21 protein-coding genes are annotated in these 21,160 nt (G+C 63.0%); 9 read left to right on the forward strand and 12 right to left on the reverse strand.

Going from position 1 to position 21,160, the window contains the following annotated elements:
* Positions 1-10: 10 nt before the first annotated feature.
* Positions 11-574: a ubiquinol-cytochrome c reductase iron-sulfur subunit gene (gene petA, locus M9924_11950; protein ID MCO5065112.1), complete on the reverse strand. Its 564-nt coding sequence runs from the start codon at positions 572-574 to the stop codon at positions 11-13.
* Positions 575-1,176: 602 nt separating this feature from the next.
* Here petA and M9924_11955 point away from each other — a divergent pair.
* Both M9924_11955 and M9924_11960 read left to right on the forward strand, forming a co-directional pair.
* Positions 1,177-1,635: a MaoC family dehydratase gene (locus M9924_11955; protein ID MCO5065113.1), complete on the forward strand. Its 459-nt coding sequence runs from the start codon at positions 1,177-1,179 to the stop codon at positions 1,633-1,635.
* On the forward strand, positions 1,632-2,102 hold the full coding sequence (locus tag M9924_11960; protein ID MCO5065114.1) for a MaoC family dehydratase: 471 nt from the start codon (positions 1,632-1,634) through the stop codon (positions 2,100-2,102). The genes M9924_11955 and M9924_11960 overlap by 4 nt, the downstream gene beginning before the upstream one ends.
* Here the strand turns inward: M9924_11960 and M9924_11965 are convergent.
* Positions 2,099-2,464 carry a helix-turn-helix transcriptional regulator gene (locus M9924_11965; GenBank protein MCO5065115.1) on the reverse strand — a complete coding sequence of 122 codons (366 nt, stop codon included), beginning with the start codon at positions 2,462-2,464 and terminating at the stop codon, positions 2,099-2,101. The two genes, M9924_11960 and M9924_11965, sit on opposite strands and share 4 nt — an antisense overlap.
* Before the next feature lie 124 nt (positions 2,465-2,588).
* Here M9924_11965 and M9924_11970 point away from each other — a divergent pair, with 124 nt between their 5' ends.
* Positions 2,589-3,428: an SDR family oxidoreductase gene (locus M9924_11970; GenBank protein ID MCO5065116.1), complete on the forward strand. Its 840-nt coding sequence runs from the start codon at positions 2,589-2,591 to the stop codon at positions 3,426-3,428.
* Positions 3,429-3,596: 168 nt separating this feature from the next.
* Here M9924_11970 and M9924_11975 read toward each other — a convergent pair whose 3' ends face one another.
* Positions 3,597-4,052: a tRNA (cytidine(34)-2'-O)-methyltransferase gene (locus tag M9924_11975; GenBank protein ID MCO5065117.1), complete on the reverse strand. Its 456-nt coding sequence runs from the start codon at positions 4,050-4,052 to the stop codon at positions 3,597-3,599.
* Positions 4,053-4,304: 252 nt separating this feature from the next.
* On the opposite strand from M9924_11975, the gene M9924_11980 reads away from it, so the two are divergent.
* From M9924_11980 to M9924_12005, 6 genes are all read left to right on the forward strand, one after another.
* A complete protein-coding gene (locus tag M9924_11980) occupies positions 4,305-4,586 on the forward strand; it encodes a hypothetical protein (GenBank protein ID MCO5065118.1) in 282 nt (93 codons plus the stop codon).
* 39 nt (positions 4,587-4,625) lie between these two features.
* Entirely contained in the window at positions 4,626-6,494 is a 1,869-nt protein-coding gene (locus tag M9924_11985; protein MCO5065119.1) for an ABC transporter ATP-binding protein/permease, read from the forward strand.
* 48 nt (positions 6,495-6,542) lie between these two features.
* Positions 6,543-8,390 (forward strand): ABC transporter ATP-binding protein/permease, encoded by a 1,848-nt coding sequence (locus tag M9924_11990; protein ID MCO5065120.1) that lies wholly within the window; start codon positions 6,543-6,545, stop codon positions 8,388-8,390.
* A 2-nt stretch (positions 8,391-8,392) separates the two neighbouring features.
* Complete coding sequence (locus M9924_11995; protein ID MCO5065121.1) at positions 8,393-8,707, forward strand: hypothetical protein; 315 nt, start codon at positions 8,393-8,395, stop codon at positions 8,705-8,707.
* A gap of 838 nt (positions 8,708-9,545) precedes the next feature.
* Entirely contained in the window at positions 9,546-9,785 is a 240-nt protein-coding gene (locus tag M9924_12000; protein ID MCO5065122.1) for a hypothetical protein, read from the forward strand.
* 797 nt (positions 9,786-10,582) lie between these two features.
* A complete protein-coding gene (locus tag M9924_12005; GenBank protein ID MCO5065123.1) occupies positions 10,583-12,118 on the forward strand; it encodes an autotransporter outer membrane beta-barrel domain-containing protein in 1,536 nt (511 codons plus the stop codon).
* Between the two features lie 56 nt (positions 12,119-12,174).
* On the opposite strand, the gene ychF is transcribed toward M9924_12005, so the two are convergent.
* The 9 genes from ychF to pgeF form a co-directional block, all read right to left on the reverse strand.
* Positions 12,175-13,278: a redox-regulated ATPase YchF gene (gene ychF, locus M9924_12010; GenBank protein ID MCO5065124.1), complete on the reverse strand. Its 1,104-nt coding sequence runs from the start codon at positions 13,276-13,278 to the stop codon at positions 12,175-12,177.
* An 11-nt stretch (positions 13,279-13,289) separates the two neighbouring features.
* On the reverse strand, positions 13,290-13,739 hold the full coding sequence (locus tag M9924_12015; protein MCO5065125.1) for a PIN domain-containing protein: 450 nt from the start codon (positions 13,737-13,739) through the stop codon (positions 13,290-13,292).
* Positions 13,726-13,983 carry a hypothetical protein gene (locus M9924_12020; GenBank protein MCO5065126.1) on the reverse strand — a complete coding sequence of 86 codons (258 nt, stop codon included), beginning with the start codon at positions 13,981-13,983 and terminating at the stop codon, positions 13,726-13,728. Before M9924_12020 ends, M9924_12015 begins: the two co-directional genes overlap by 14 nt.
* A 73-nt stretch (positions 13,984-14,056) precedes the next feature.
* The gene (gene pth, locus M9924_12025; GenBank protein ID MCO5065127.1) at positions 14,057-14,755 is read right to left on the reverse strand and encodes an aminoacyl-tRNA hydrolase; all 699 of its coding nucleotides are present in this window, start codon (positions 14,753-14,755) and stop codon (positions 14,057-14,059) included.
* Between the two features lie 27 nt (positions 14,756-14,782).
* Positions 14,783-15,409, reverse strand: coding sequence for a 50S ribosomal protein L25/general stress protein Ctc (locus M9924_12030; protein ID MCO5065128.1), 627 nt, complete (start codon positions 15,407-15,409; stop codon positions 14,783-14,785).
* Between the two features lie 176 nt (positions 15,410-15,585).
* Positions 15,586-17,880: an Ig-like domain repeat protein gene (locus tag M9924_12035; GenBank protein MCO5065129.1), complete on the reverse strand. Its 2,295-nt coding sequence runs from the start codon at positions 17,878-17,880 to the stop codon at positions 15,586-15,588.
* A 204-nt stretch (positions 17,881-18,084) separates the two neighbouring features.
* Entirely contained in the window at positions 18,085-19,020 is a 936-nt protein-coding gene (locus M9924_12040; GenBank protein ID MCO5065130.1) for a ribose-phosphate pyrophosphokinase, read from the reverse strand.
* A gap of 133 nt (positions 19,021-19,153) precedes the next feature.
* Positions 19,154-20,305, reverse strand: a complete 1,152-nt coding sequence (locus M9924_12045) for a Xaa-Pro peptidase family protein (GenBank protein ID MCO5065131.1) — start codon at positions 20,303-20,305, stop codon at positions 19,154-19,156.
* Entirely contained in the window at positions 20,305-21,099 is a 795-nt protein-coding gene (pgeF, locus tag M9924_12050; GenBank protein ID MCO5065132.1) for a peptidoglycan editing factor PgeF, read from the reverse strand. The genes M9924_12045 and pgeF overlap by 1 nt, the downstream gene beginning before the upstream one ends.
* Positions 21,100-21,160: the final 61 nt, after the last annotated feature.

The raw sequence follows: 21,160 nt of genomic DNA on the forward strand, positions 1-21,160 counted from the left end.
CCCCCGGACCTTAGCCGATTCTGATTTTGGTGTCGGAGATGAAGGAATAGACCGGAACTTCGAGGTTCATCGGCGCCGGTCCCTTCCGGATGCGTCCGGCAGTATCGTAGTGCGAACCGTGGCATGGGCAGAACCAGCCGCCGAAATCGCCCTGCTGGCCGAGCGGCACGCAACCCAGGTGGGTGCAGACGCCAACCATCACCAGCCAGTTTTCCTTGCCCGCGCCGGCCGAGCGGTCGACGTCGGTGGCCTGCGCGTCGGAGGGCAGGTTGTCGTTGCGCGCGACGGGATCCTTGAGGTCGGCCAGCGGCGTATCCTGCGAGGCCTTGATTTCCTCGGGCGTGCGGTTGCGGATGAACACCGGCTTGCCGCGCCACTTGACGACCATCGACGAGCCGGCCTCCAGCGAGCCGACGTCGACCTCGATCGACGACTGAGCCAGCGTAGAGGCGTCGGGCCTCATCTGGTCGATGAACGGCCATGCCACGGCAGCCGCTCCCACGACACCGGCCGTGCCGGTCGCTACATAAAGAAAATCGCGTCTTGTGACGTCCGAATGATCGGTGGCGCTCAAGGGGTATGTCCTTCTGCCTCTTCACTCGCCGTCGGCGGAGCCATGTCCCCGCTCCATGCCCCTTCCCGACGGCGCATGGCTGCAGGCTGGGCGCGTTCCTCCGGCATTCGGTTTTCGGTTTATGCGTGACAAACACTCTTGTCCAGACGGTGCCAGCCCGGATGGCACATTGTCGCGGCCAAACCCAACGTTATTCAGATGAGCGCGGCCTGCGAACAGCACTTTCCTGCGCTTCCGGTGCTCATGTACCCAAAAGTACATTCCGCTCCGGTTCTCGAAAAGCACCGCTCTCGCCTCGCGCTGATCAGAATCCCGCCGGGTTTGGTCCCCGATTCTGCAACGCATCCTTCCGGGAAATTGTACAGGGCATCTGTTATCGCCGCGCCGCCCCTCACCCTTACCCTCTCCCCGTAAAAAACGGGGAGAGGGGGACGTCAGCGTCGAAGACTATCGTCCTTCTCCCCGTTCTTCGCGGGGAGAAGGTGCCGGCAGGCGGATGAGGGGCAGAGCCATCATGTCAAGGATGAGGCCGCCCCTTACCCTTGCGAATTGCGCGAGCTATGGCCATTGTCGCACCGCACAATGAGCAGGGACCAGAAAACATGACTGCCAGGAAATGGGCCTTTGAAGATTTCGAGGAAGGGATGACGGTCGAGTTGGGCTCGAAGCATGTCACCGCCGAAGAGATCGTTGCGTTCGCCTCCGAATTCGATCCCCAGCCGATGCATCTCGACGACGAAGCCGGCAAAGCCAGCATCCTCGGCGGGCTTGCCGCCTCGGGCTGGCATACGTGCTCCATGTTCATGCGGCTGCTGTGCGATGCGGTGCTGCTGGATTCCACCTCGCAGGGCGCGCCGGGCATCGACTATGTGAAATGGACAAAGCCGGTGCTCGCGGGCGACACGCTGAGCGCCAGCGTCACGGTGCTGTCGGTGCGGGTTTCCTCCAGGCGGCCCGGTCTTGGCCTCGTGACCATGCGCTCGGAAATGGCGAATCAGCGCGGCGACAAGGTGTTCGAATTGCAGAACACCGGCATGTTCCTGACGAGGTCAGCCGCATGAGCCTCGACGATTTTTTCCAGCTTGGCGAAACGGTGACCATCGGCACTTTCCATTTCGATCCCGATTCCATCGTCGCTTTTGCGCGCAAATACGATCCGCAGCCGTTCCATCTTTCGGAAGAGGCAGCGAAGGGCACGGTATTCGGCCGGCTCTGCGCATCCGGCTGGCATACGGCGGCGGCGTGGATGAAATGCAATGTGAGCACGGGCCTGCTGAAGGGCGCGCAGGCCTGGAACGGCGAGGGACCCGCGCCCACGGTCGGAGCGTCGCCCGGCTTTCGCAACCTGAAATGGCTGAAGCCGGTCTATGCCGGAGAAACCGTCACCTATACCCGCAAGGTTCTGGCCCATCGCCTTCTGGCGTCGCGCCCCGGCTATCGCGTGCTCACCGTGTGGGGCGAGGGCCATGATTCGACCGGCGACAAGGTGCTGGAGTTCGAAAGCGCGGTGATCGTTAAGTCGGACTAGGCGGCCGCCTGATCGTAGGCCTGCTGCGCCGCGATCACCGCGTCCATGTTGCTTTCCGCCCAATGCGCCAGCGCCGACACAGTGTCGGTGAGCGTGTGTCCGAGCGGGGTCAGCGCGTATTCCACCGTGACGGGAACCGTGGCGAACACGGTGCGCGTGAGCAGCCCGTCGCGTTCGAGCCGCTTCAGGGTCTGCGACAGCACTTTTTGCGAAATGCCCCTGATGTCGCGGCGCAAATGATTGAAGCGAAAGGGACCGTCCTCAAGCCGGTCAAGTATCAGCAGCGCCCATTTGTCCGCGAGCCGGTCCAGCACCATACGCGTGGGGCAGCGATCCTCATAGACATCGTACATGCGACCCATTTTCCGACCTCCGGTTTCCTCAAGGAAACCATGTGACTTGAAAGTGCTCTCTTTTGCACGTTTCCACTATGCAGTATGTAGCCGTTCGAAACAAGGTTTCCAACAGATACCAAGGAGATTTCAAATGGCCGGCAAGATTCTGGTGATTGGCGCGACGGGCAATGTGGGCACTCCGCTCGTCAGGGCGCTCGTCGCAAAGGGTGAAAAGGTCAAGGCCGCCTCGCGATCCGGCAAGGATTTCGAGGGCGCGGAAGGTGTGGTGTTCGACATCAACGATCCCGCAACCTTCGGCGCTGCGTTCGAGGGGGTCGACCGGCTGTACCTGCTCGCGCCGACGGGAAGCACCACCATCAAGGAAACGCTGCTGCCCGTGCTCGACGCAGCGAAAGCCAGAGGCGCCAAGGTGGTGCTTCAAACGGCATGGGGCGTCGATGCGGACGATTCGATACCCTACCGGCAGGTCGAGATCGCGCTCGAGAAATCGGGGCTGCCCTATGCGATCCTGCGGCCCAACTGGTTTTCCAACAATTTCCAGACATTCTGGAAAGCCGGGATCGATCACGGCACCATCGCCGTTCCGGCGGGCGAGGGCAAATCCGCCTTCATCGACGTGCGGGACATCGCGGAAAGCGCTGCTGCTGCGCTGACGGACAACCGCTTCAACGGCAAGGCGTACAACCTCACCGGGCCGAAAGCCTACAGCTATGCCGAGGCGGCGGCTGTGCTGTCCGGCGCAATCGGCAAGCCGGTATCCTATCAGGCGATAGACGATGAAGCCTTCATCGGGATTCTGGTGGGCGCGGGCGTGCCGAAGGACTACGCCGCCTTCCTCGCCACCATTTTCTATCCGGTCCGCGAGGGCTGGACGGCGGCTGTTACCGCCGATGTCGAGAAGCTGACGGGCAAGCCCCCGCGTGACCTCGAAACCTATGCGCGCGACAATGCAGCGGCGCTCAAGGGCTGAGGACTAACACCCCTCATCCGGCTGCCGCCACCTTCTCCCACAAGGGGAGAAGGGAATGTTATCCGCGCCGGCTTCAGTCGGCGGCGTTGCAGCATGAATGCGGCGCTGAAATCTTCGTCCTTCTCCCCTTGTGGGAGAAGGTGCCGGCAGGCGGATGAGGGGTACCCCTCACCCCATCTGCCGCAGCGCTTCGCCCGCGACCATCGCGACACTGACGGCGAGGTTGAGGCTGCGTCCGGCAACCATCGGAATGATCAGCCGGGCGTCGGCGCGTTCATGCACCGCATCGGGCACGCCTGCCGATTCGCGCCCGAACAGCAGGATGTCGCCGGGGCGAATGGCGAAGCTCGTATAGGGCTCGGCGGCGCGCGTCGTCAGCAGCAGAAGGCGGCGCTGTCCGGCCTGCCGCCAAGCGTCGAAGGCGGCGAAATCGACATGGCGGGTCAGCGCGGCGAATTCCAGATAGTCCATGCCCGCGCGGCGCAAATTGCGGTCCGAAAGGTCGAAGCCCGCCGGCTCGATGATGTCCACGGCAAGGCCGAGGCAGGCGGCGGTGCGCAGGATCGTGCCGGTGTTGCCGGCGATGTCGGGCTGGTAGAGCGCGATGCGAAGCCTGTGTTCCAATGGACACACTCTGTCAGGAGGGTTTCCGATGCCCGCCGTGGCGGCTGGCCTTTTGGCGCGAATGAAGCTATAGACCGCGACCTGTCAACTCGAACCAAGGAGGCGCACAGATGGCAGTGATGTTCATCCCCCATTTTCCGCGCCTCTCGCATGGGCGCGCCGCCTGACCGCGGATTCGGTTCGACCTCTCTTTTTCGGACACAAGATCGACCTGACTCCGCCGAGCCGCATCGGTTTTCGAGGAATCACGTCATGTCTTACAACAAGGACCGGGGCCGCAAGGCCCCCTATCTGCAGGTTTCGGATATTTATCCCGACGCCACCGGCATCGGCGATGCGCGCCGCGCCGCACTTGCCTTCGCGCTGGGCGGGGCCGAGCGCGCGCCTGCAGCGCGCAAGCCGCACCGGGCAATGTTGCCGGATGTCGATCCGTTGCTGGCTGTCGAGCAGCCGCGCCGTTCGTTGTTCGAGCGCCTGTTCGGCGCGCCGCGCGCATTGAAGAACCACCACAAGCCCTCCTCCAGCGCCGTCTGATTGCGGCGGAGGGGCGGGTGCCTTACCTATGTGAAGACCATGTTTCGCAAATTTGAAAAACTGTTGAACCCCTTCCCGCCGGAGGAGCCGGTCGAGCCGCCGAAAACGCTCGTCGCCTTCTGCATCCACTACACGCGCGGGGCGTGGCCCTACATCGCCGTCACCACGGCGCTGATGTCCGTGCTGGCCTTCGCCGAGGTCTGGCTGTTTTCCTTCATGGGCAGCATTGTCGACTGGCTGAGCAACGCCAATCGCGAGACCTTCCTGCAAACCGAAGGCTGGAAGCTGGCGGCCATGGCGGCGCTGGTGCTTGTCGCCATGCCGGTGCTGGACTGGTTCCGCTCGCTGTTGAGCCAGCAGACGCTGATGGGCAACTACCCGATGCGCATTCGCTGGAATGTGCATCGCTATTTGCTGAAGCAGTCGATGACCTTCTACCAGGACGAGTTCGCGGGCCGCGTCGCCACCAAGCTGATGCAGACGGCGCTGGCCGTGCGCGAATGTATTCTCAAGCTGTTTGAGGTGCTGAACTATGTCGTGGTCTATTTCACCGGCGTGCTGATCATCGCGGCGTCGGCGGACCTTTACCTGCTCATTCCGCTGCTGGTGTGGCTTGCCTGCTATATCGGGCTGCTGCGCTTCTTCATTCCGCGCATCCAGCAAGTGGCCGAGGAACAGGCCGATGCGCGCTCGCTGATGACGGGCCGCGTTGTCGATTCCTACGCCAACATACAGACGGTGAAGCTGTTCTCCCATGCACGGCGCGAGGCCGCCTATGCGCAAGAGGCGATGGGCGAATTTCTCGACACGGTGTACCGTTCCATGCGGCTCGGCACGTTGCTCTTCGCCGCGCTCGGCATATTGAACGCCGCCTTGCTGGTGTCGGCGGGCGCGCTGTCGATTTCGCTGTGGCTCAACGATGCGGTGACGATCGGCTCGGTCGCCGTGATCATCAGCCTCGTGCTGCGGCTTTGGGGCATGTCGCACTGGATCATGTGGGAGATGTCGGCGCTGTTCGAGAACATCGGCACCGTGCGCGACGGCATCAATTCGATCTCGCTGCCGAGGCTGGTGCAGGACAGGCCGGGCGCGAAGGATCTCGTGGTCACGGAAGGCCGCATCGAGTTCGACCATGTGCGTTTCCACTATGGCCGCGCGAAGGGCGTGATCGAGGATCTGTCGCTGGTGGTTCGCCCCGGCGAAAAGGTCGGCGTGGTGGGGCGCTCCGGCGCGGGCAAGTCCACGCTGGTGAACCTTCTGCTGCGCTTCTACGACATCGAGGACGGACGCGTTCTGATCGACGGGCAGGACATTGCGGCGGTCACGCAGGATTCGCTGCGCGCCCGGATCGGCATGGTGACGCAGGACACCAGCCTCATGCACCGCTCGGTGCGCGACAACATCCTCTACGGGCGGCCCGATGCCACCGAAGCCGAGATGATCGAGGCAGCGCGGCGCGCCGAGGCGATGGATTTCATCGCCACGCTGACTGATCCGAAAGGGCGCAAGGGTTTTGACGCCCATGTCGGCGAACGCGGCGTGAAATTGTCGGGCGGCCAGCGCCAGCGCGTCGCGATTGCGCGCGTCATGCTGAAGGACGCGCCGATCCTGATTCTCGACGAGGCGACGTCTGCGCTCGACTCGGAAGTCGAGGCGGCGATACAGGAAAACCTCTATCGCCTGATGGAGGGCAAGACGGTGATCGCCATTGCGCACCGGCTGTCGACCATTGCGGCGATGGACCGGCTGGTGGTGATGGACAAGGGGCGCATCATCGAGGAAGGCACGCATGACAGCCTGATTGCGCTTGGCGGATTGTACGCCCAGCTCTGGCAGCGGCAGTCCGGCGGTTTCCTGCCGCATGACGAAGCACCTGCCGCCGAGCCGGAGAAGGAAGCCGCCGAGTGATGGCTGCCGGGGTCGCAAATCCGCCTTATCGGACGGCAAGGGTGCGTCATGTTTGACGCATTCTTCCGCCGCTTCGAAGGCGCGATCGATCCCTTTCAGGACACCGAACGGGAGGTGCTGCCGGACTCCGCCTGGCAGTTCATCCTGTATTTCGCGCGGCAGGCACGAGGGCCGTTCATTCTCCTGCTCATCACGGGTGGACTGGCGGGCGCGGTCGATGCCGCCATGTACTGGTCGGTCGGCTGGCTGATCGATCTGCTGGACCGTTCCACTCCTGCGAACCTGTTTGCCGACCACTGGCCGCAACTGCTGGCGCTGCTGCTGTTGATTCTCGTCGGGCGCACCGTGGTGATGGTCGCATCGGCCATCGTCGAGCAACAGATCATCGTGCCGGGTTTCTTTTCCATGGTGCGCTGGCAGTCGTTCCGCCGCGTGATCGAGCAGCCCTACGGCTTCTACCAGAACGATTTCGCGGGGCGCATCGCCACCAAGATCATGCAGGGCGGCGAGGCAGTCGGCGACTTCATCGTCAACGTGCTCCAGACCATGTGGTCCTTCCTGACCTTCGTGGTTCTGGCCGTGACGATCCTTGTGTCGCTCGATCCGATGATGGGCGTCGTGGTCGGCCTGTGGTTCCTCGGCTATCTGGCCATCGTGCGTTTCCTGTTGCCGGAAATGCGGCGGGCGGGACGCGAGACGGCCGACCAGCGCTCGATTTTCAACGGGCGGCTGGTCGACGCCTTTACCAACATCATGGCGGTGAAGCTGTTCGACAGCGGACGGCGCGAGCACGCCTATATTCGCGACGGGCTGGAAGGGCTGCTGGCGGCAGTGATCCGGCTGACCCGAACGATCACCACGGTGCGTGCGTCGGTCGCGTTCCTCAACGGACTGATGATGAGCGCCGTCGGCACGCTCGCTGTGATGTCGTGGATGAACGGACAGATTTCCAGCGGGGCGATTGCCGCGTCGCTTGGCCTTGTGTTCCGGCTGAACCAGATGTCGGGCTGGATGATGTTCAACATCAACGGATTAATCCGCAACTATGCGACCGTGCAGGACGCGACGCGGACGATCTCGGTGAAGCCCGCGATCTCGGATGCGCCGGGCGCGCTCGAACTGCCGCGCGCCAGTGGCGACATCCGCTTCGAACATGTTTCGTTTCACTACGACAAGGGCGAGGGCGTGATCGAAGACCTGTCGTTCCACATCAGGCCCGGAGAGCGCGTAGCGCTGGTGGGGCCGTCGGGGGCAGGCAAAACCACCATCGTCAATTTGATGCTGCGGCTGTTCGACGTCGAAGGCGGGCGCATCCTGATCGACGGGCACGACGTGCGCGAGGTGACGCAGGGATCGCTCAGGGCGCAGTTCGGCGTGGTGAGCCAGGAAGCGATGCTGATGCATCGGTCCATCCGCGAGAACATCGCCTATGGCCGCGCGGGCGCGACCGCCGCAGAGGTGGAAGACGCTGCAAGGCGCGCGGCGGCGGACGGGTTCATCAAGACGATGGCCGATCCGCGCGGGCGCAACGGTTATGAGGCCCATGTGGGCGAGCGCGGCGTGAAACTGTCGGGCGGCCAGCGGCAGCGCATCGCGATTGCGCGCATGATGCTGAAGGACGCGCCGATCCTGATTCTCGACGAAGCGACGTCGGCGCTGGATTCGGAAGTCGAGGCGGCGATACAGGACAATCTCGGCAGGCTGATGGAGGGCAAGACGGTGATTGCCGTGGCGCACCGGCTTTCGACCATCGCGGCGCTGGACCGGCTGATCGTGATTGATGAAGGCCGCATCGTGGAGGAAGGCACGCACGACCAGTTGATCGCGCGCGACGGGCTCTATGCGCGGCTGTGGAAACGGCAATCCGGCGGTTTCCTCGCCGAAGCGGCGGAGTGAAGATGAGCCTGCGCCCGCCCGCGCGCTTTTCCGCCGCAACGCTAGCTGAAACAATGCAGGGCGCGCTGGACTACGAAATCGCAGCCGAGAAGGCGAGTTCGCTCGGAAGGGCAGGGGAGGCGGTGGCGCGGGCGGTCGAGCGGCTTCGCAATTTCGAGGGCGAGGCGCAGATGCGCGCCGGCCTCCTGAAAGAGGCGGCGGACGCCGTTTGGGCCTATTTCATCCAGCGAGAACTCTGCGGCCTGCGCCGCCACGACGACGCCATCCGCGAATATGGCATTCCCCGAGAAGTGCTGGTGCGGCTGGGGGCGAGGTAGGTTCAGGCCACCGGGAATGCGCATCCAGTGGTATGAAATAGCGCAAGCGTGATCGTCAAAAAGCCGGAGAGTCCTGGCGAGCGGGGAAAGACGCGCCGGAGCGCCCGGCTTTCGGCGTTCCTGTTACAACCATAGATTGTTTACCATTCCGAAGATTGCATCGGGTCACTTTGTTGCAAATTGAGCACGGAGGCTCCGGAATGGTGTTGAATTGGTTGATCGCGTGCATTTGAGTGATGGCGTATTAAGGGGAACCGGATCATCCATACCGCTCACGCGCAACTTATGCGGGTGTTGAGGGGGAGGTTTCCAATGCGGCGTTGCAAGGTTTCGGCGCTTCTTGCGGCAAGCGTGCTGTCGGCGCCTTGGGGTCTGACGTCCGCGCAGGCAGCCAACTACCTTGTCACCAACACGAACTCCTCCGGTCCGGGCTCGCTCGCGGACGCGATCAATCAGTCGAACTATGCGAGCCCCGGTCCCGATACGATCACCATTTTGGACAATCTGGGCACATTCCTGTTGCAGGACGTGGGCGGCGGCGCAAATTTCCCCTATGTCATCGCAGGTGATGTAACCATCGACGGCGGCGTCGGAAACACAATCGATGGCGCAGGCGCGGGCCGGGTCTTTCTGATTACGAGCCAGACACCTGGCACGAACATCAACGTCACGCTTTCCAACCTCACGATTGTCAACGGCATTGCGCAGGGCGGCAATGGCGGTTCGGGCGGCGGCGGCGGCGGCATGGGTGCTGGCGGTGCCATCGTGATTTCCGACGGTAATGTGACGCTGGAGAACGTGGCCTTCGCAGGCAACGCTGCGCAGGGAGGGAGCGGCGGTGCCTCCGGTGTCTCGACCGGCGGTGGTGGCGGCGGCCTGGGTGGCAATGGCGGCGCAGGCGGAACTTCCGGCTGGCCCGGAGGCGGCGGAGGCGGGGGTTCGGTTCCCGGCTCCGACGGGGGCGGCACCGGCAATGGCTTGCCTGGTGGCGATGGCGGCACGCCCAGCGGCGGTCCCGGACCAACCGGTGGTGCATACAACCCAGCGGGCGATGGCGGCGACGGCAGCGATGCTGTGAACGAAGGTGACGGTGGCGCCGGCGGTGGCGCCGGTCTTGGCAATGGCGGCTCAGGCGGTAATGGGTCTGCTGGCGGTGGCGGCGGCGGCGCGGCCTATGGAGGCGCGCTTAGCGGGACTGGCGGGAATGGCGGCCTTGGCGGTGGCGGGGGCGGTGGCTCATCATATAATGGCTCAGGTGGCAATGGCGGCCTCGGCGGTGGAGGCGGTGGCGGTTCCTTGCCCGGCACAGCCGGTGTCGGCGGCTTTGGGGGCGGTGACGGCGCGTCTGAAACTACGTTGGTTGGCGAGGGCGGCGGCGGCGCCGGCTTTGGCGGGGCCATCTTCGTGCGTGAAGGAAGCACCCTGACAATCAAGGGCACCGGTGGCATCTCAGGGGGAACGGTCACGGGCGGAGCCGGCGCCAATGCGGGCCTCGCGGCGGGCAGCGGGCTTTTCCTCAACGGCAACGGCACTCTTGCCTTTAATCAGGCGGGCGGCACGACCCAGACAATTTTGGATGAAATCACGGATGAGGCCGGTCTCGTCGCGAATGGCTATATCGCGCCTGCGGGCTATACGCCCGGAAAATGGGGACTCCAGAAGACAGGGGCAGGGACGCTTCTGCTTGCCGGAGCCAATCCCTACGCGGGAAACACCGTGGTCAACGGCGGCACGCTTGTGGTGGATGGGTCCATTGCGAATTCGCCGGTTTTCGTCGGCGGTACAGGAACAGTCAGCGGCTCCGGCACGCTTGGCCCCACCACGGTCCAATCCGGCGGCGCGCTCGCGCCGGGCAATGGCATCGGCACACTGACCGTGAACGGCAATCTCACCTTCAATGGCGGGTCGCGCTATGCGGTCGATGTGTCGCCAACCGATGCCGATACGACCAATGTCACCGGCGTTGCAACGCTGACAGGCGGCATCGTCGTATTGAGCTATGCACCGGGAACCTATGTCACCCGGAATTATGCGATCCTGAATGCGGCTGGCGGACTTGGCGGGACGACGTTTTCTGGCCTGACCGCCGGCGTGTTGCCGGGTCTTGTAACCTCGCTTCGATATGATGCCAACAACGTCTATGTGCGGACTGCCGCCGATAGCGGTGGCGGGGATCCGGCGTACGATGCGCTGACGACCAACCAGAAGGCGGTCGCAAACTCGCTGTTGAGCTATTTCAATTCGACGGGATCCCTGCCGGCGGCTTTCGCATCGCTTGACGCCAACGGGTTGACGCGCGTTTCGGGAGAGGTCGCGACGGCGGCGATTTCATCGGGCCTGCACGCGGCCGACCTTTTCATGGGCGCAATCAGCGATCCCTTGACGGGCCAACCGGGCATTCCGACCGGGGGATCGCAGTCGATGGCAGCACGGATGGGCTATGCGCCCGACAATGTGCAGCCGTCTTCGGTGCAGGCGCTGGCGGCGCTTGGAGAAGAAACGGCTTCGGCGGCCGAAACGGCAAACAGCAAGATTGCCATGTCGGGAGCTCACAGCGCGGACGCTCCGGGCAGCTATGTCAGTTCGCCCTGGACCATCTGGGGCGCGGCATATGGCGGCGCGCAGGAGATCGACGGCGATGCCGCCGTGGGCTCCGCCGACCTGACGACCCGGAACTGGGGCATAGCGACCGGCTTCGACTATGACATCGAGGACGGGAAGATCGGCTTCGCACTTGGCGGCGGCGGCTCCAGCTTTTCGCTTGAGGACAATCTGGGCTCCGGCAATGCGGCGGTGTTCAACGCGGGCATCTATGGTTCGAAGTTCTTCGGTAACGCCTATGTGGCGGCTGCGGCGGCATACGCATTCAACAGCGTGGACACCACGCGCTCCGTATTCGGCGACAGGCTCGAAGCGGATTACGACGCGCATACCCTGTCGGGCCGCGTGGAAGGGGGCTATCGCTTCGATACCTCCTTTGCCGCGATTACGCCCTATGCCGCAGTGCAGGGATCGAGCTATTTCCTGCCGGACTACTCGGAGGAATCGGTCAATGGCGGTCCGTTCGCGCTCAGCTACGATTCTCAGACGCAGTCGGCGCTTCGCACCGAACTGGGCGCGCGCATCGAGCACATCATCGCCACTGACACCGGCGCCATCAAGCTGACCGGTCGCCTCGCCTGGGCATGGAACGCCGAAAATGCGCGCGATGTGACAAGTGCCTTCCAGAGCCTGGCGGCGCCGAGCTTCACGATTGACGGTGCGGAGCCGGACGAGCACGCATTGCTTGTCGATGCGGGAGCGGAATTCGGCCTGTCCGACAAGCTTGCAGCGAAGCTTTCCTTCCAGGGCGAGTTTTCAGGCAATGTGACCGCATACGGTGCTGCCGCGAAACTCAGCTACAAATGGTAGGGCGCATCGGTTGAATGGAGCCTGCCGGCGGGCCGGCAAGAGGTGGTGCCTGGCGATCAGGTGTTGAACTTGAAGTGCATGACGTCTCCGTCCTGCACGACGTACTCCTTCCCCTCGTCGCGGGCCTTGCCTGCTTCTTTCGCCGCGACTTCGCCGCCGAGATTGACGAAATCGTCATAGGCGATGGTCTGCGCGCGAATGAAGCCGCGCTCGAAATCAGAGTGGATCACGCCAGCCGCCTGCGGCGCCTTCATGCCCTTCACGATGGTCCAGGCGCGCGTTTCCTTCGGGCCGGCGGTGAAGTAGGTGATGAGGTGGAGCAACTCGTAGCCGGCGCGGATGAGACGGTCGAGACCGGCTTCCTCAAGCCCCATAGCTTCGAGAAATTCCTTCTCCTCCTCGTCGGGAAGCTGCGCGACCTCCGCTTCGATCGCTGCCGAAATCACCACCACGGACGCGCCCTGCTTCGCGGCCATCTCTTCGACCGCCCTGGTGTGTGCATTGCCGGTGGCCGCATCGGCTTCGGCAACGTTGCACACATAAAGGACGGGATGCGAGGTCAGGAGGTTCAGCCCTTCAAGGAGGCGAAGCTCCGCCGGGTCGAGGTCCTTGCGCATCAGCCGCACCGGCTTGCCCTCCTGGAGCAGCGCGAGCGCGCGCTCCATGACAGGCAACTGCTCCATGCTTTCCTTGTCCTTGCCCTGCGCGCGCTTGCGGACATTGACGATGCGGCGTTCGAGGCTGTCGAGGTCGGCCAGCATCAGCTCGGTCTCGACCGTGTCGGCATCCGCCACCGGATCGATGCGGCCCTCGACATGCGTGATGTCGTCATTCTCGAAGCACCGCAGCACATGCACGATGGCGTCCACCTCGCGGATGTTGGCGAGGAACTGGTTGCCCAGCCCTTCGCCCTTCGACGCGCCGCGCACAAGGCCGGCGATGTCCACGAAGGAGATGCGGGTCGGGATGATCTCCTTCGACTTCGCGGCGGCGGCGATTTTCTCCAGCCGCGGGTCGGGAACTCCCACCTCGCCCGTGTTCGGCTCGATGGTGCAGAAGGGATAGTTCGCCGCCTGCGCCGCCGCCGTCCGCGTCAGCGCATTGAAAAGCGTCGATTTGCCAACGTTGGGCAGGCCAACGATGCCGCATTTGAAACCCATGGCGGTGAATCCTATCGGGAAACCAGAATTTGCTCCGGCGTATGGGCGAAGGGAGAGACGATCGTCAAGCCTTCAATCGCCTGTCCGTCCTGAAGGTCCTCGGACAGGAAGTGCGTGCAGCCCAGATTGGTGGCGGAAGCAAGCAGCAGGCAATCCCACCAGGAATAGCGATAGCGGAGATGAATAGTGCGGGCTTCTTCCATTTCCCAGATTGTAACAGGCGCGCTCCCGAGGAAGGAAAAGCGCGCAACCGCCTCAAAAACCTGTTCACGCGTGTCGAGCCACTTCTTTGCCAGAAGCACATTGGTCATCTCGTTGAGCACTTGCAGGTTCGACACCGCGAGTTGCGCGCCTGCCAGTTCACGCACCCAGTCTCTTGCCCGGACCGTCTTTTCCGGGCTCCTGCGGTCATGCGAATACAGAAGAATATTGGTGTCGATGAAGACCCTAGCGCCGGGCATTTCGTTCCTCGGCGGTGGGCATCCGGCCATCCTCCGTCACATCCCATCTGGGAAGGGCCCATACTTTTTCCAGCGCGTCCAGATGTTCGTTGCGCGTCTGGACCGCGGCCCGCTTCTCATCCGCATCGATCTTCTCGCGCGCGGCGTCGGCAAGATATCTGGACACGCTCATGCCTGCCTTGGCGGCTGCGATGCGCGTCTGGCTCGCCAGTTCATCGTCCATCGAAATGGTGACATTCTTCATTGTGCTGTCTCACGAAAACACGAACTTCGTGTTTTCGTATCTATACCGCACCCGTCGTTGATTCAAGGACGGGTTATTCCTTGCCGAGCAGTTTTTTCAGCATGGCGGCCATCGGGCCGTCCTGCGGCAGCTTGACCTGCGGCTGGTGCGGCCGGGCCTGGCGGATATGGCTCTGGCCTTTTTCGGGCTTGGGCGCGCCGACATTGCCGCCGACGGCGAGCGAAACCTTGTTCATGAAGCTGGCGTCGTCCCCCCCGGCGAGCAGGTCGGCATGGGCGGCGACTGCCTCCAGCAGCGGGTCCAGCCAATCATGGTCTGCCTTCGCGAAGTCGCCGAGCACATAGCCGTGCACCAGTTCGCGCGCGCCCGGATGGCCCACGCCGATGCGCACGCGGCGGTAGTCGTTGCCGACATGCTGGTCGATGGAGCGGATGCCGTTGTGGCCGCCGGCACTGCCGCCTGTCTTGATGCGCACCTTGCCCGCGGCGAGGTCGATCTCGTCATAGAGGACGGTGAGGCAGGCCGGGTCGAGCTTGTAGAAGCGCAGCACTTCCCCGACCGACTGGCCGGACTGGTTCATGAAGGTCTGCGGCTTGACGAGCAGCACCTTATCGCCGCCCAGCCTGCCTTCGGAAATCTCGGCGCTGAACTTCTTCGTCCACGGAGAAAAAGAATGGCGGCGGGCAATCGCGTCCGCCGCCATGAAGCCGACATTGTGCCGGTTGTTCGCATATTTCGCGCCGGGATTGCCGAGACCTGCAAAGATGAGCATCGCAGCAATCTCCAGCGCGGAGGAGGACTATTCCTCCTTCTCGCCCGCAGCGGCCGGCGCGGCTTCGCTCTCGTCCGACTTCATCGCGGACGAGCCGGCGATGGTGGCGATGGTGAAGTCACGGTCGGAAATGACCGGCTTGACGCCCTGGGGAAGCTTGACCGCCGAGATATGGATGGAATCGCCGATGTCGGCGCCGTCCAGATCGACCGTGATGAAATCGGGGATCGCATCGGCGGGGCAGTGGAATTCGACTTCGTGGCGCACGACGTTCAACACGCCGCCGCGCTTGATGCCGGGCGATTTCTCTTCATTGATGAAGTGAACCGGAACCTGCACGTTGACCTCGGTGTCCTTGCTGACGCGCAGGAAATCCACGTGAAGCGGGAAATCCTTCACCGGGTCGAGCTGGTAGTCCTTGGGCAGGACACGGATCTTCTTGCCGTCGACGTCGATCGTGGCGACCGTCGTCAGGAAACCGCCGCCGTGAATCTTGTAATAGACGTCCTTGTAGGACAGGGCGATGGCCAGGGGTGACTGCTTGTCGCCGTAGATGACGGCGGGTACTTTACCGTTGCGGCGAACTGCACGGGCGGACCCCTTACCGACCTGTTCGCGCGCTTCGGCCTTGAGCTCGTACGTATCGTGGCTCATGGCTTTTCCTTTCGCGTTGTATGGAGCGTCTGCGGGACGGCTGGAGCCGATCCGTAAACGTCGAAAGCCGCCGGATGAGGCGGCTCTCCGCCGCGTTGCCTCCAAGGGTGTCTACGCGGGTGGCGGCTGCATATAGCAACTGCCGCCAAAGCGCAAGCGCGGGGCATTCAGGCAGGTCAGAAGCGCACGCCGATCCCGAGCTTTGCGCCCGTCGAGACCTGGCTGTGGTCCTCGACGTTCAGCAAGAGTCCGAAATCGACGTTCCAGTTGTTTGCGGTGTTGAGCGACAGCCCGGCCGAAAGCCGCCCGAACGCTCCTGAGCCGTCGAGTTCGGAGAAACCGGCGGTCAGGCCGATCTTCGGCGTCAGGACAGAGTCGTTTTCAAGGGTGAACTGCCGAGCGATCTCCGCGCCGAGGCTGACGCGCAACTGTTCTTCCGAAAACCCTTTGATTTCGAGCAGATCGCCGGAACCATTTTGAACTGCATAGTCCTTGATGGTTTCCGAGAAATAGGCCGCCCGCAGGCGCGGCGTCACAGTCGTCACCTCATCCAATTGCCACTGTCCCGAGATGGCCGTGTCGAGCAGCCAACGGCTCGTATCGAACGACCCGTCCCAGAATGCGGTGTCGATGTCGTTGGAGGAACCGCCGTAGAGCAGGCTCGTATCCCAGAACACGCCCTTGTGGATTTCCAGAGAGGCATAGGGACCAGCAAGCCAGCCATTGCCGGTAAGCTCGGCGTCCTCATCGGTCGGATCGCTCATCCGGTCGTAGTGGAAGGAAAGGCCGATCAGCGCCTTGTCCGAAAGCATGTAGTCCGCGCCTGTGGAAACGAGACCGAACGTGCCCCATCGGCTGCCGTTCTCGTCGCGATTGTGGAACATGAGCGCGCCGTCGATCCAGATGTTGAATCGCGATGGCTCCGTGCCGGCCTCGTTATCCGCATTTGCTGCCGCTGCTTCGATCTGCGCGAGGCTGGTGGAAAATGTGGTCGTCATACCGCCTGCCAACGGTGTCAGGCTCGCGGTGACGGGACCGCGAGAGGTGGACATGCGGCGACGTTCCATAAGGCCGGGCACCTTGATCGTGGATGAAATCAGGTTCTGACGCGTCTTGACGAAACCGTGGACAAGCCCGTCAATCTCTGTTGCCACCTGTGCCGGATCATAGGTCAGAAGGTACGTGATCGTTCCGGTGCTGGATACACCGAGCGAACTTGTGAGCCGGTATTGGACGGTCGCGTGGCCTGAATAGGCCGGGTTCGGGATGAACTTCAGATACCAGCCGAGCGACGTGATCGGGCCGGCACTTGCAAATTCTCCATTGACGATGGTTGCCGTTCCGGCGTTGGCCGGGACGACCGATACGACATCCGCGGAAGCGAACGGGCCGCCAGTCGCTCCGCTGGTCAGGTCGACGTTTCTGGGCGTGGTCCCGGCGGCAACCTCGATTGTCCTGTCGGGCATGCTCACCGTGCGTGATTTGACCTTGATCGTATAGTTCGCGGTTCCGGTCGCATCGTTGCCATCGGTGACCTGAATGGTGAAGGTGTAGTCCCTGACTTCGGCATCGGCTTCGACGGGGCCGGTCAACGCGCCGGTGGAGACATTGAGCACCACGCCGTCGGGCAATGTGCCGGATATAAGGCTGTAGACCAGCGTTCCAGACCCGCCGGTGGCCGAAATCGGTTGGCTGTAGTCCCCGCCGGCCATGGCATCCGCCAGGTTTCCACTGGCTGGATTGAAAACGAATGTCGTTGGGGCGACCGCAACCGTAACTGTGATGGGAGCCGATGTCGCGGCGTCATTGCTGTCGTCGCCGGCATATTCCGCGGTGATGGTATGCGCGCCGACGGTCAACGCCGAGGTTGAATAGGTCGCGGTCGTGCCGGAGATCGTGCCGGTTCCAAGCGTGGTGGCGCCATCCTTGAAGGTGACGGTTCCAGAAGGCGACGAACCGTCGGACAAGGTTGCGGTGAATGTCACGGACGCGCCCTGAGCAGGGTTGGGGTTTGAGGACGAAACCGTGATTGTAGGCGTGGCAAGAGCGCTTTCGCACGAGGCTTCTATCGTGATTGAAGTTGGTCCAGTGGGCATGGGGGTGACGTGGGTGTGCATCGTCAGATCGCCGGTTCCGGTAACGGTGTATTCCAGACGTTCGGGCGTATCTCCGAAGTTCGAGGACGCAAGCGGTCCGCCAAACGCATCATTCAACAGCATGAAGATGGTCTCACCCGATGGGCTGTTGCCGGAGACCATCAACACAATCGTGTCGCCGATGGCAAAGTCGCTTTGGGTGTTGAGAACTCGCGGGCCGCCCGGCTCATAGTCGGTCTTGTCGAAAGCGCCATTATTCACGGCATCGCAGCCGTCCGAGGCGAAGGCCAAGGCGGGAATGAGGAACGTTGCGGCGGCTGAAAGGGCGATACTGAAGGCGAGGCGCGCCAGGAACAAACCTAAATTTCGCAGCAAAATGCGTCTCCCGCTTCCTTGCACATCGATTCAACGATGGATTGCTGTCGGCATATCTCCGGAAGATAATAGAAGCAGATTCTAAATTTGCAAAATCTAAAATTAGTAGGCGGTACTGCCGCTTGAACAATCCACAGACTGACAAGCCGCATCCTGACGCACCCCGGTAGGACTGCGTTCAACGGAAAAAGATTAAGGGCTGACTTAGTCGAACAGGCTGGAGACGGATTCTTCCAGCGCGGTGCGGGAGATCGCCTCGCCGATAAGTTCTGCGATGGAGACGACTCGGATGTTGTGCGCGTCCATGACCGCCTGCGTCGGCTGGATGGAATCGGTGATGACGAGTTCCTGCAGTTTCGAGCCGGTGATGCGAGCGACCGCGCCGCCCGACAGAACGCCGTGCGTGATATAGGCCGTCACGCTGGCCGCGCCCGCGTCGAGCAGGGCTTCGGCGGCGTTGCAGAGCGTGCCGCCGGAATCGACGATGTCGTCGAACAGCAGGCAGTCCTTGCCGTCCACGTCGCCGATGATGTTCATGACCTCCGACTGGCCGGGCTGATCGCGGCGCTTGTCCACGATGGACAGCGGCGCGTCGAGCCGCTTGGCCAGCGCGCGGGCGCGCACCACGCCGCCGACATCGGGCGAAACGACCATGACATTGGCGAGTTGCTTGTATTTGGCCTTCACGTCACGAGCCATGACCGGAACGGAAAAGAGATTGTCCACCGGCGTGTCGAAGAAGCCCTGTATCTGGCCTGCATGCAGGTCGAGTGTCAGCACGCGATAGCAGCCCGCGCGCGTGATCATGTTGGCGACGAGCTTGGCGGAGATCGGCGTGCGCCCGGCGGAGCGCCGGTCCTGCCGCGCATAGCCGAAATAGGGTATGACCGCCGTGATGCGCCGGGCGGAGGAGCGCATGAAGGCGTCGATCATGATGAGCAGTTCCATCAGGTGATCGTTGGTCGGATAAGAGGTGGACTGGAGGATGAATACATCCTCGCCGCGCACGTTTTCCTGAATCTCGACAAAGATTTCCTGGTCGGCGAAGCGCTTCACGGTCGCCTTGCCCAGCGGGATATTGAGGTAGCGGGCGACGGCTTCCGCCAGAACCCGGTTCGAATTGCCCGCGAAAAGTTTCATGCAGATTCCCTGGCGACGCGCCGCTCGGATATGCGGGGCTTTTAGCGCCATCACGCCGCAATGCAAGCGGCGTCGTTCGGAATCCCGACCATAACCCAGTGAAAAATTCCGACCTAACGCAGCGTTAGCAGGCTCACTTGACGATCAGTTCAAGCCCGTGCCGCGAGAGCGGTCTGGGCGCCGCGTCGGTTGTCAGGTAGGTGCGCCCGAGCGTCATCGCGGTTTCGGTTTCGGAATCCATGATGATCATGTGCGCAAAGAGCGTCATGTCGGGCGCGATGGGTTCGGCGTTGCCCTGATAGAACATCGGCATGTCCATCCAGGACGGCGTGAAGCGCGCGCCAAGCGAATAGCCGCAGGCGTTGAGGCGGTGGCGCGTGAGGCCGTGCGCCTCCAGCGACCGCGCATGCGCGTCGAACACGTCGCCGAATGTGTTGCCGGGCGTCATGGCACGCTCGACCGCGACGAGGGCGTCGCGCGCGGCTTCGAACAGTTCCTGATGATGCTTGCTGGCCCTGCCGGTCAGCACGGTGCGCATCATGGCCGCGTGGTAGTGATGGAAAACGCCGGCCCATTCCAGCGTTAGCTGGTCGTTCTTCGTCAGCTTGCGCCGCCCCGCCTTGTAGCGGCACAAAAGCGCGTCCGCGCCCGAGCCGATGATGAATTCGTTTGCCGGATAGTCGCCGCCGCCCGTGAAGATCGCGCCTTGCATGGCCGCGAGGATCTTGCCCTCGTCCGCGCCCTGCTTGATCAGCTTCAGCGCCGCGTCGAAGGCTTCGTCGGCGAGTTCCGCGGCCTTTTCCACCTTTTTGATTTCGGCGGGGCTCTTGAACTGCCGCAGGCGAGAGACGATGCCGGACGCATCGACCACCTGGCCGAATGTTTTCAATTGCTCGTCCAGCAACTGGCCGTTGCGGGCGGTCAGGCCGTGCGTATCGTATTCGACGCCGATGCGCATGCCGAGCAGGCCGAGATCGTTGAGCAGGTTGCGCAGGTCCAGCGCGGGGTTGGCGTCGGCGCGGTCGGTCCACACCGTGATGCTTTCGATGGTGGAGGTGTGCTTGGCCTGCCTGAGGTCCGCCGAACGCGTCAGCAGGAACATGGTGCCGTCCGCCTTGACCGCGAGGCACTGGAAGAAGCAGAAGCCGAACGTGTCGTAGCCGGTCAGCCAGTACATGCTTTCCTGCGCGAAAAGCAGGATCGCGTCGAGCTTCTTGTCCGCCATTTCCAGCACCAGCCGGTCGCGGCGTGCATCGAATTCTGCGCGTTCAAAGTGCAGGGCCATCAACCTTCCTCCATGACGATTGCCGAAATGTGCCGGCCATAGTCCGGCTCCCGCCGGTGGGTCGAACGGCGATAGGAGTAAAAGAGGGCGTCGTCCGCATAGGTGCACAGATAGAGCGCCTCGGCCTGAACGCCGGCCTTCCTGAGGCGGTCCACGGTATAGCTGTTGAGGTCGAACATGGAATGCCCGGCATTGGCGGACATGGTGAAATAGGCGGCGTTGTCCCGGTCCTGCTCGATGAACCGCTCGACGAACTCCGGCCCGACCTCGTAATTGGCCTGGCTGATCGAAGGCCCGAGCGCGGCCCTGATCCGCTCGCGCTCTGCGCCAAGCGAGATCATGGCATCGACGGTGCTTTCCAGAACGCCGGTCAGCGCGCCCTTCCAGCCCGCATGCGCCGCGCCGATGACGCGGGCCTGCGGCTCGACGAAAAGAATCGGCCCGCAATCGGCGCTGGATGCGCCGACGGCAATGCCCGGCCTGTCCGTCACCAGCGCGTCGACCTTGGGGCGAGGGCCGGAAAAAGGCTCGCGCACGACAAGCGCGTCGGGTGAGTGAATCTGGTGCGCCGACATGAGCGATTCGATCTCGACGCCCATCCATGCGGCGACCCGCTCGCGGTTTTCGCGCACCTTCGCGGGATCGTCGCTCGATCCCGTGCCGGTGTTCAGACCCTTGTAGATGCCTTCGGAAACGCCGCCTGTGCGGGTGAAATAGCCGTGGCGGATGCCGGATGCGGCAAGCCCTTCCAGAAGCGGCGAGACGATCGGTTCGGGCATGGTCGTGGTCGTCATGGCGCGTGTTGTGGTCCGCGGGCGCGGCCTCCGTCAAGGCTGGAATGCATCTGGCCCACCA

Source organism: Rhizobiaceae bacterium (assembly GCA_023953835.1).
Lineage (GTDB): Bacteria > Pseudomonadota > Alphaproteobacteria > Rhizobiales > Rhizobiaceae > Mesorhizobium_G.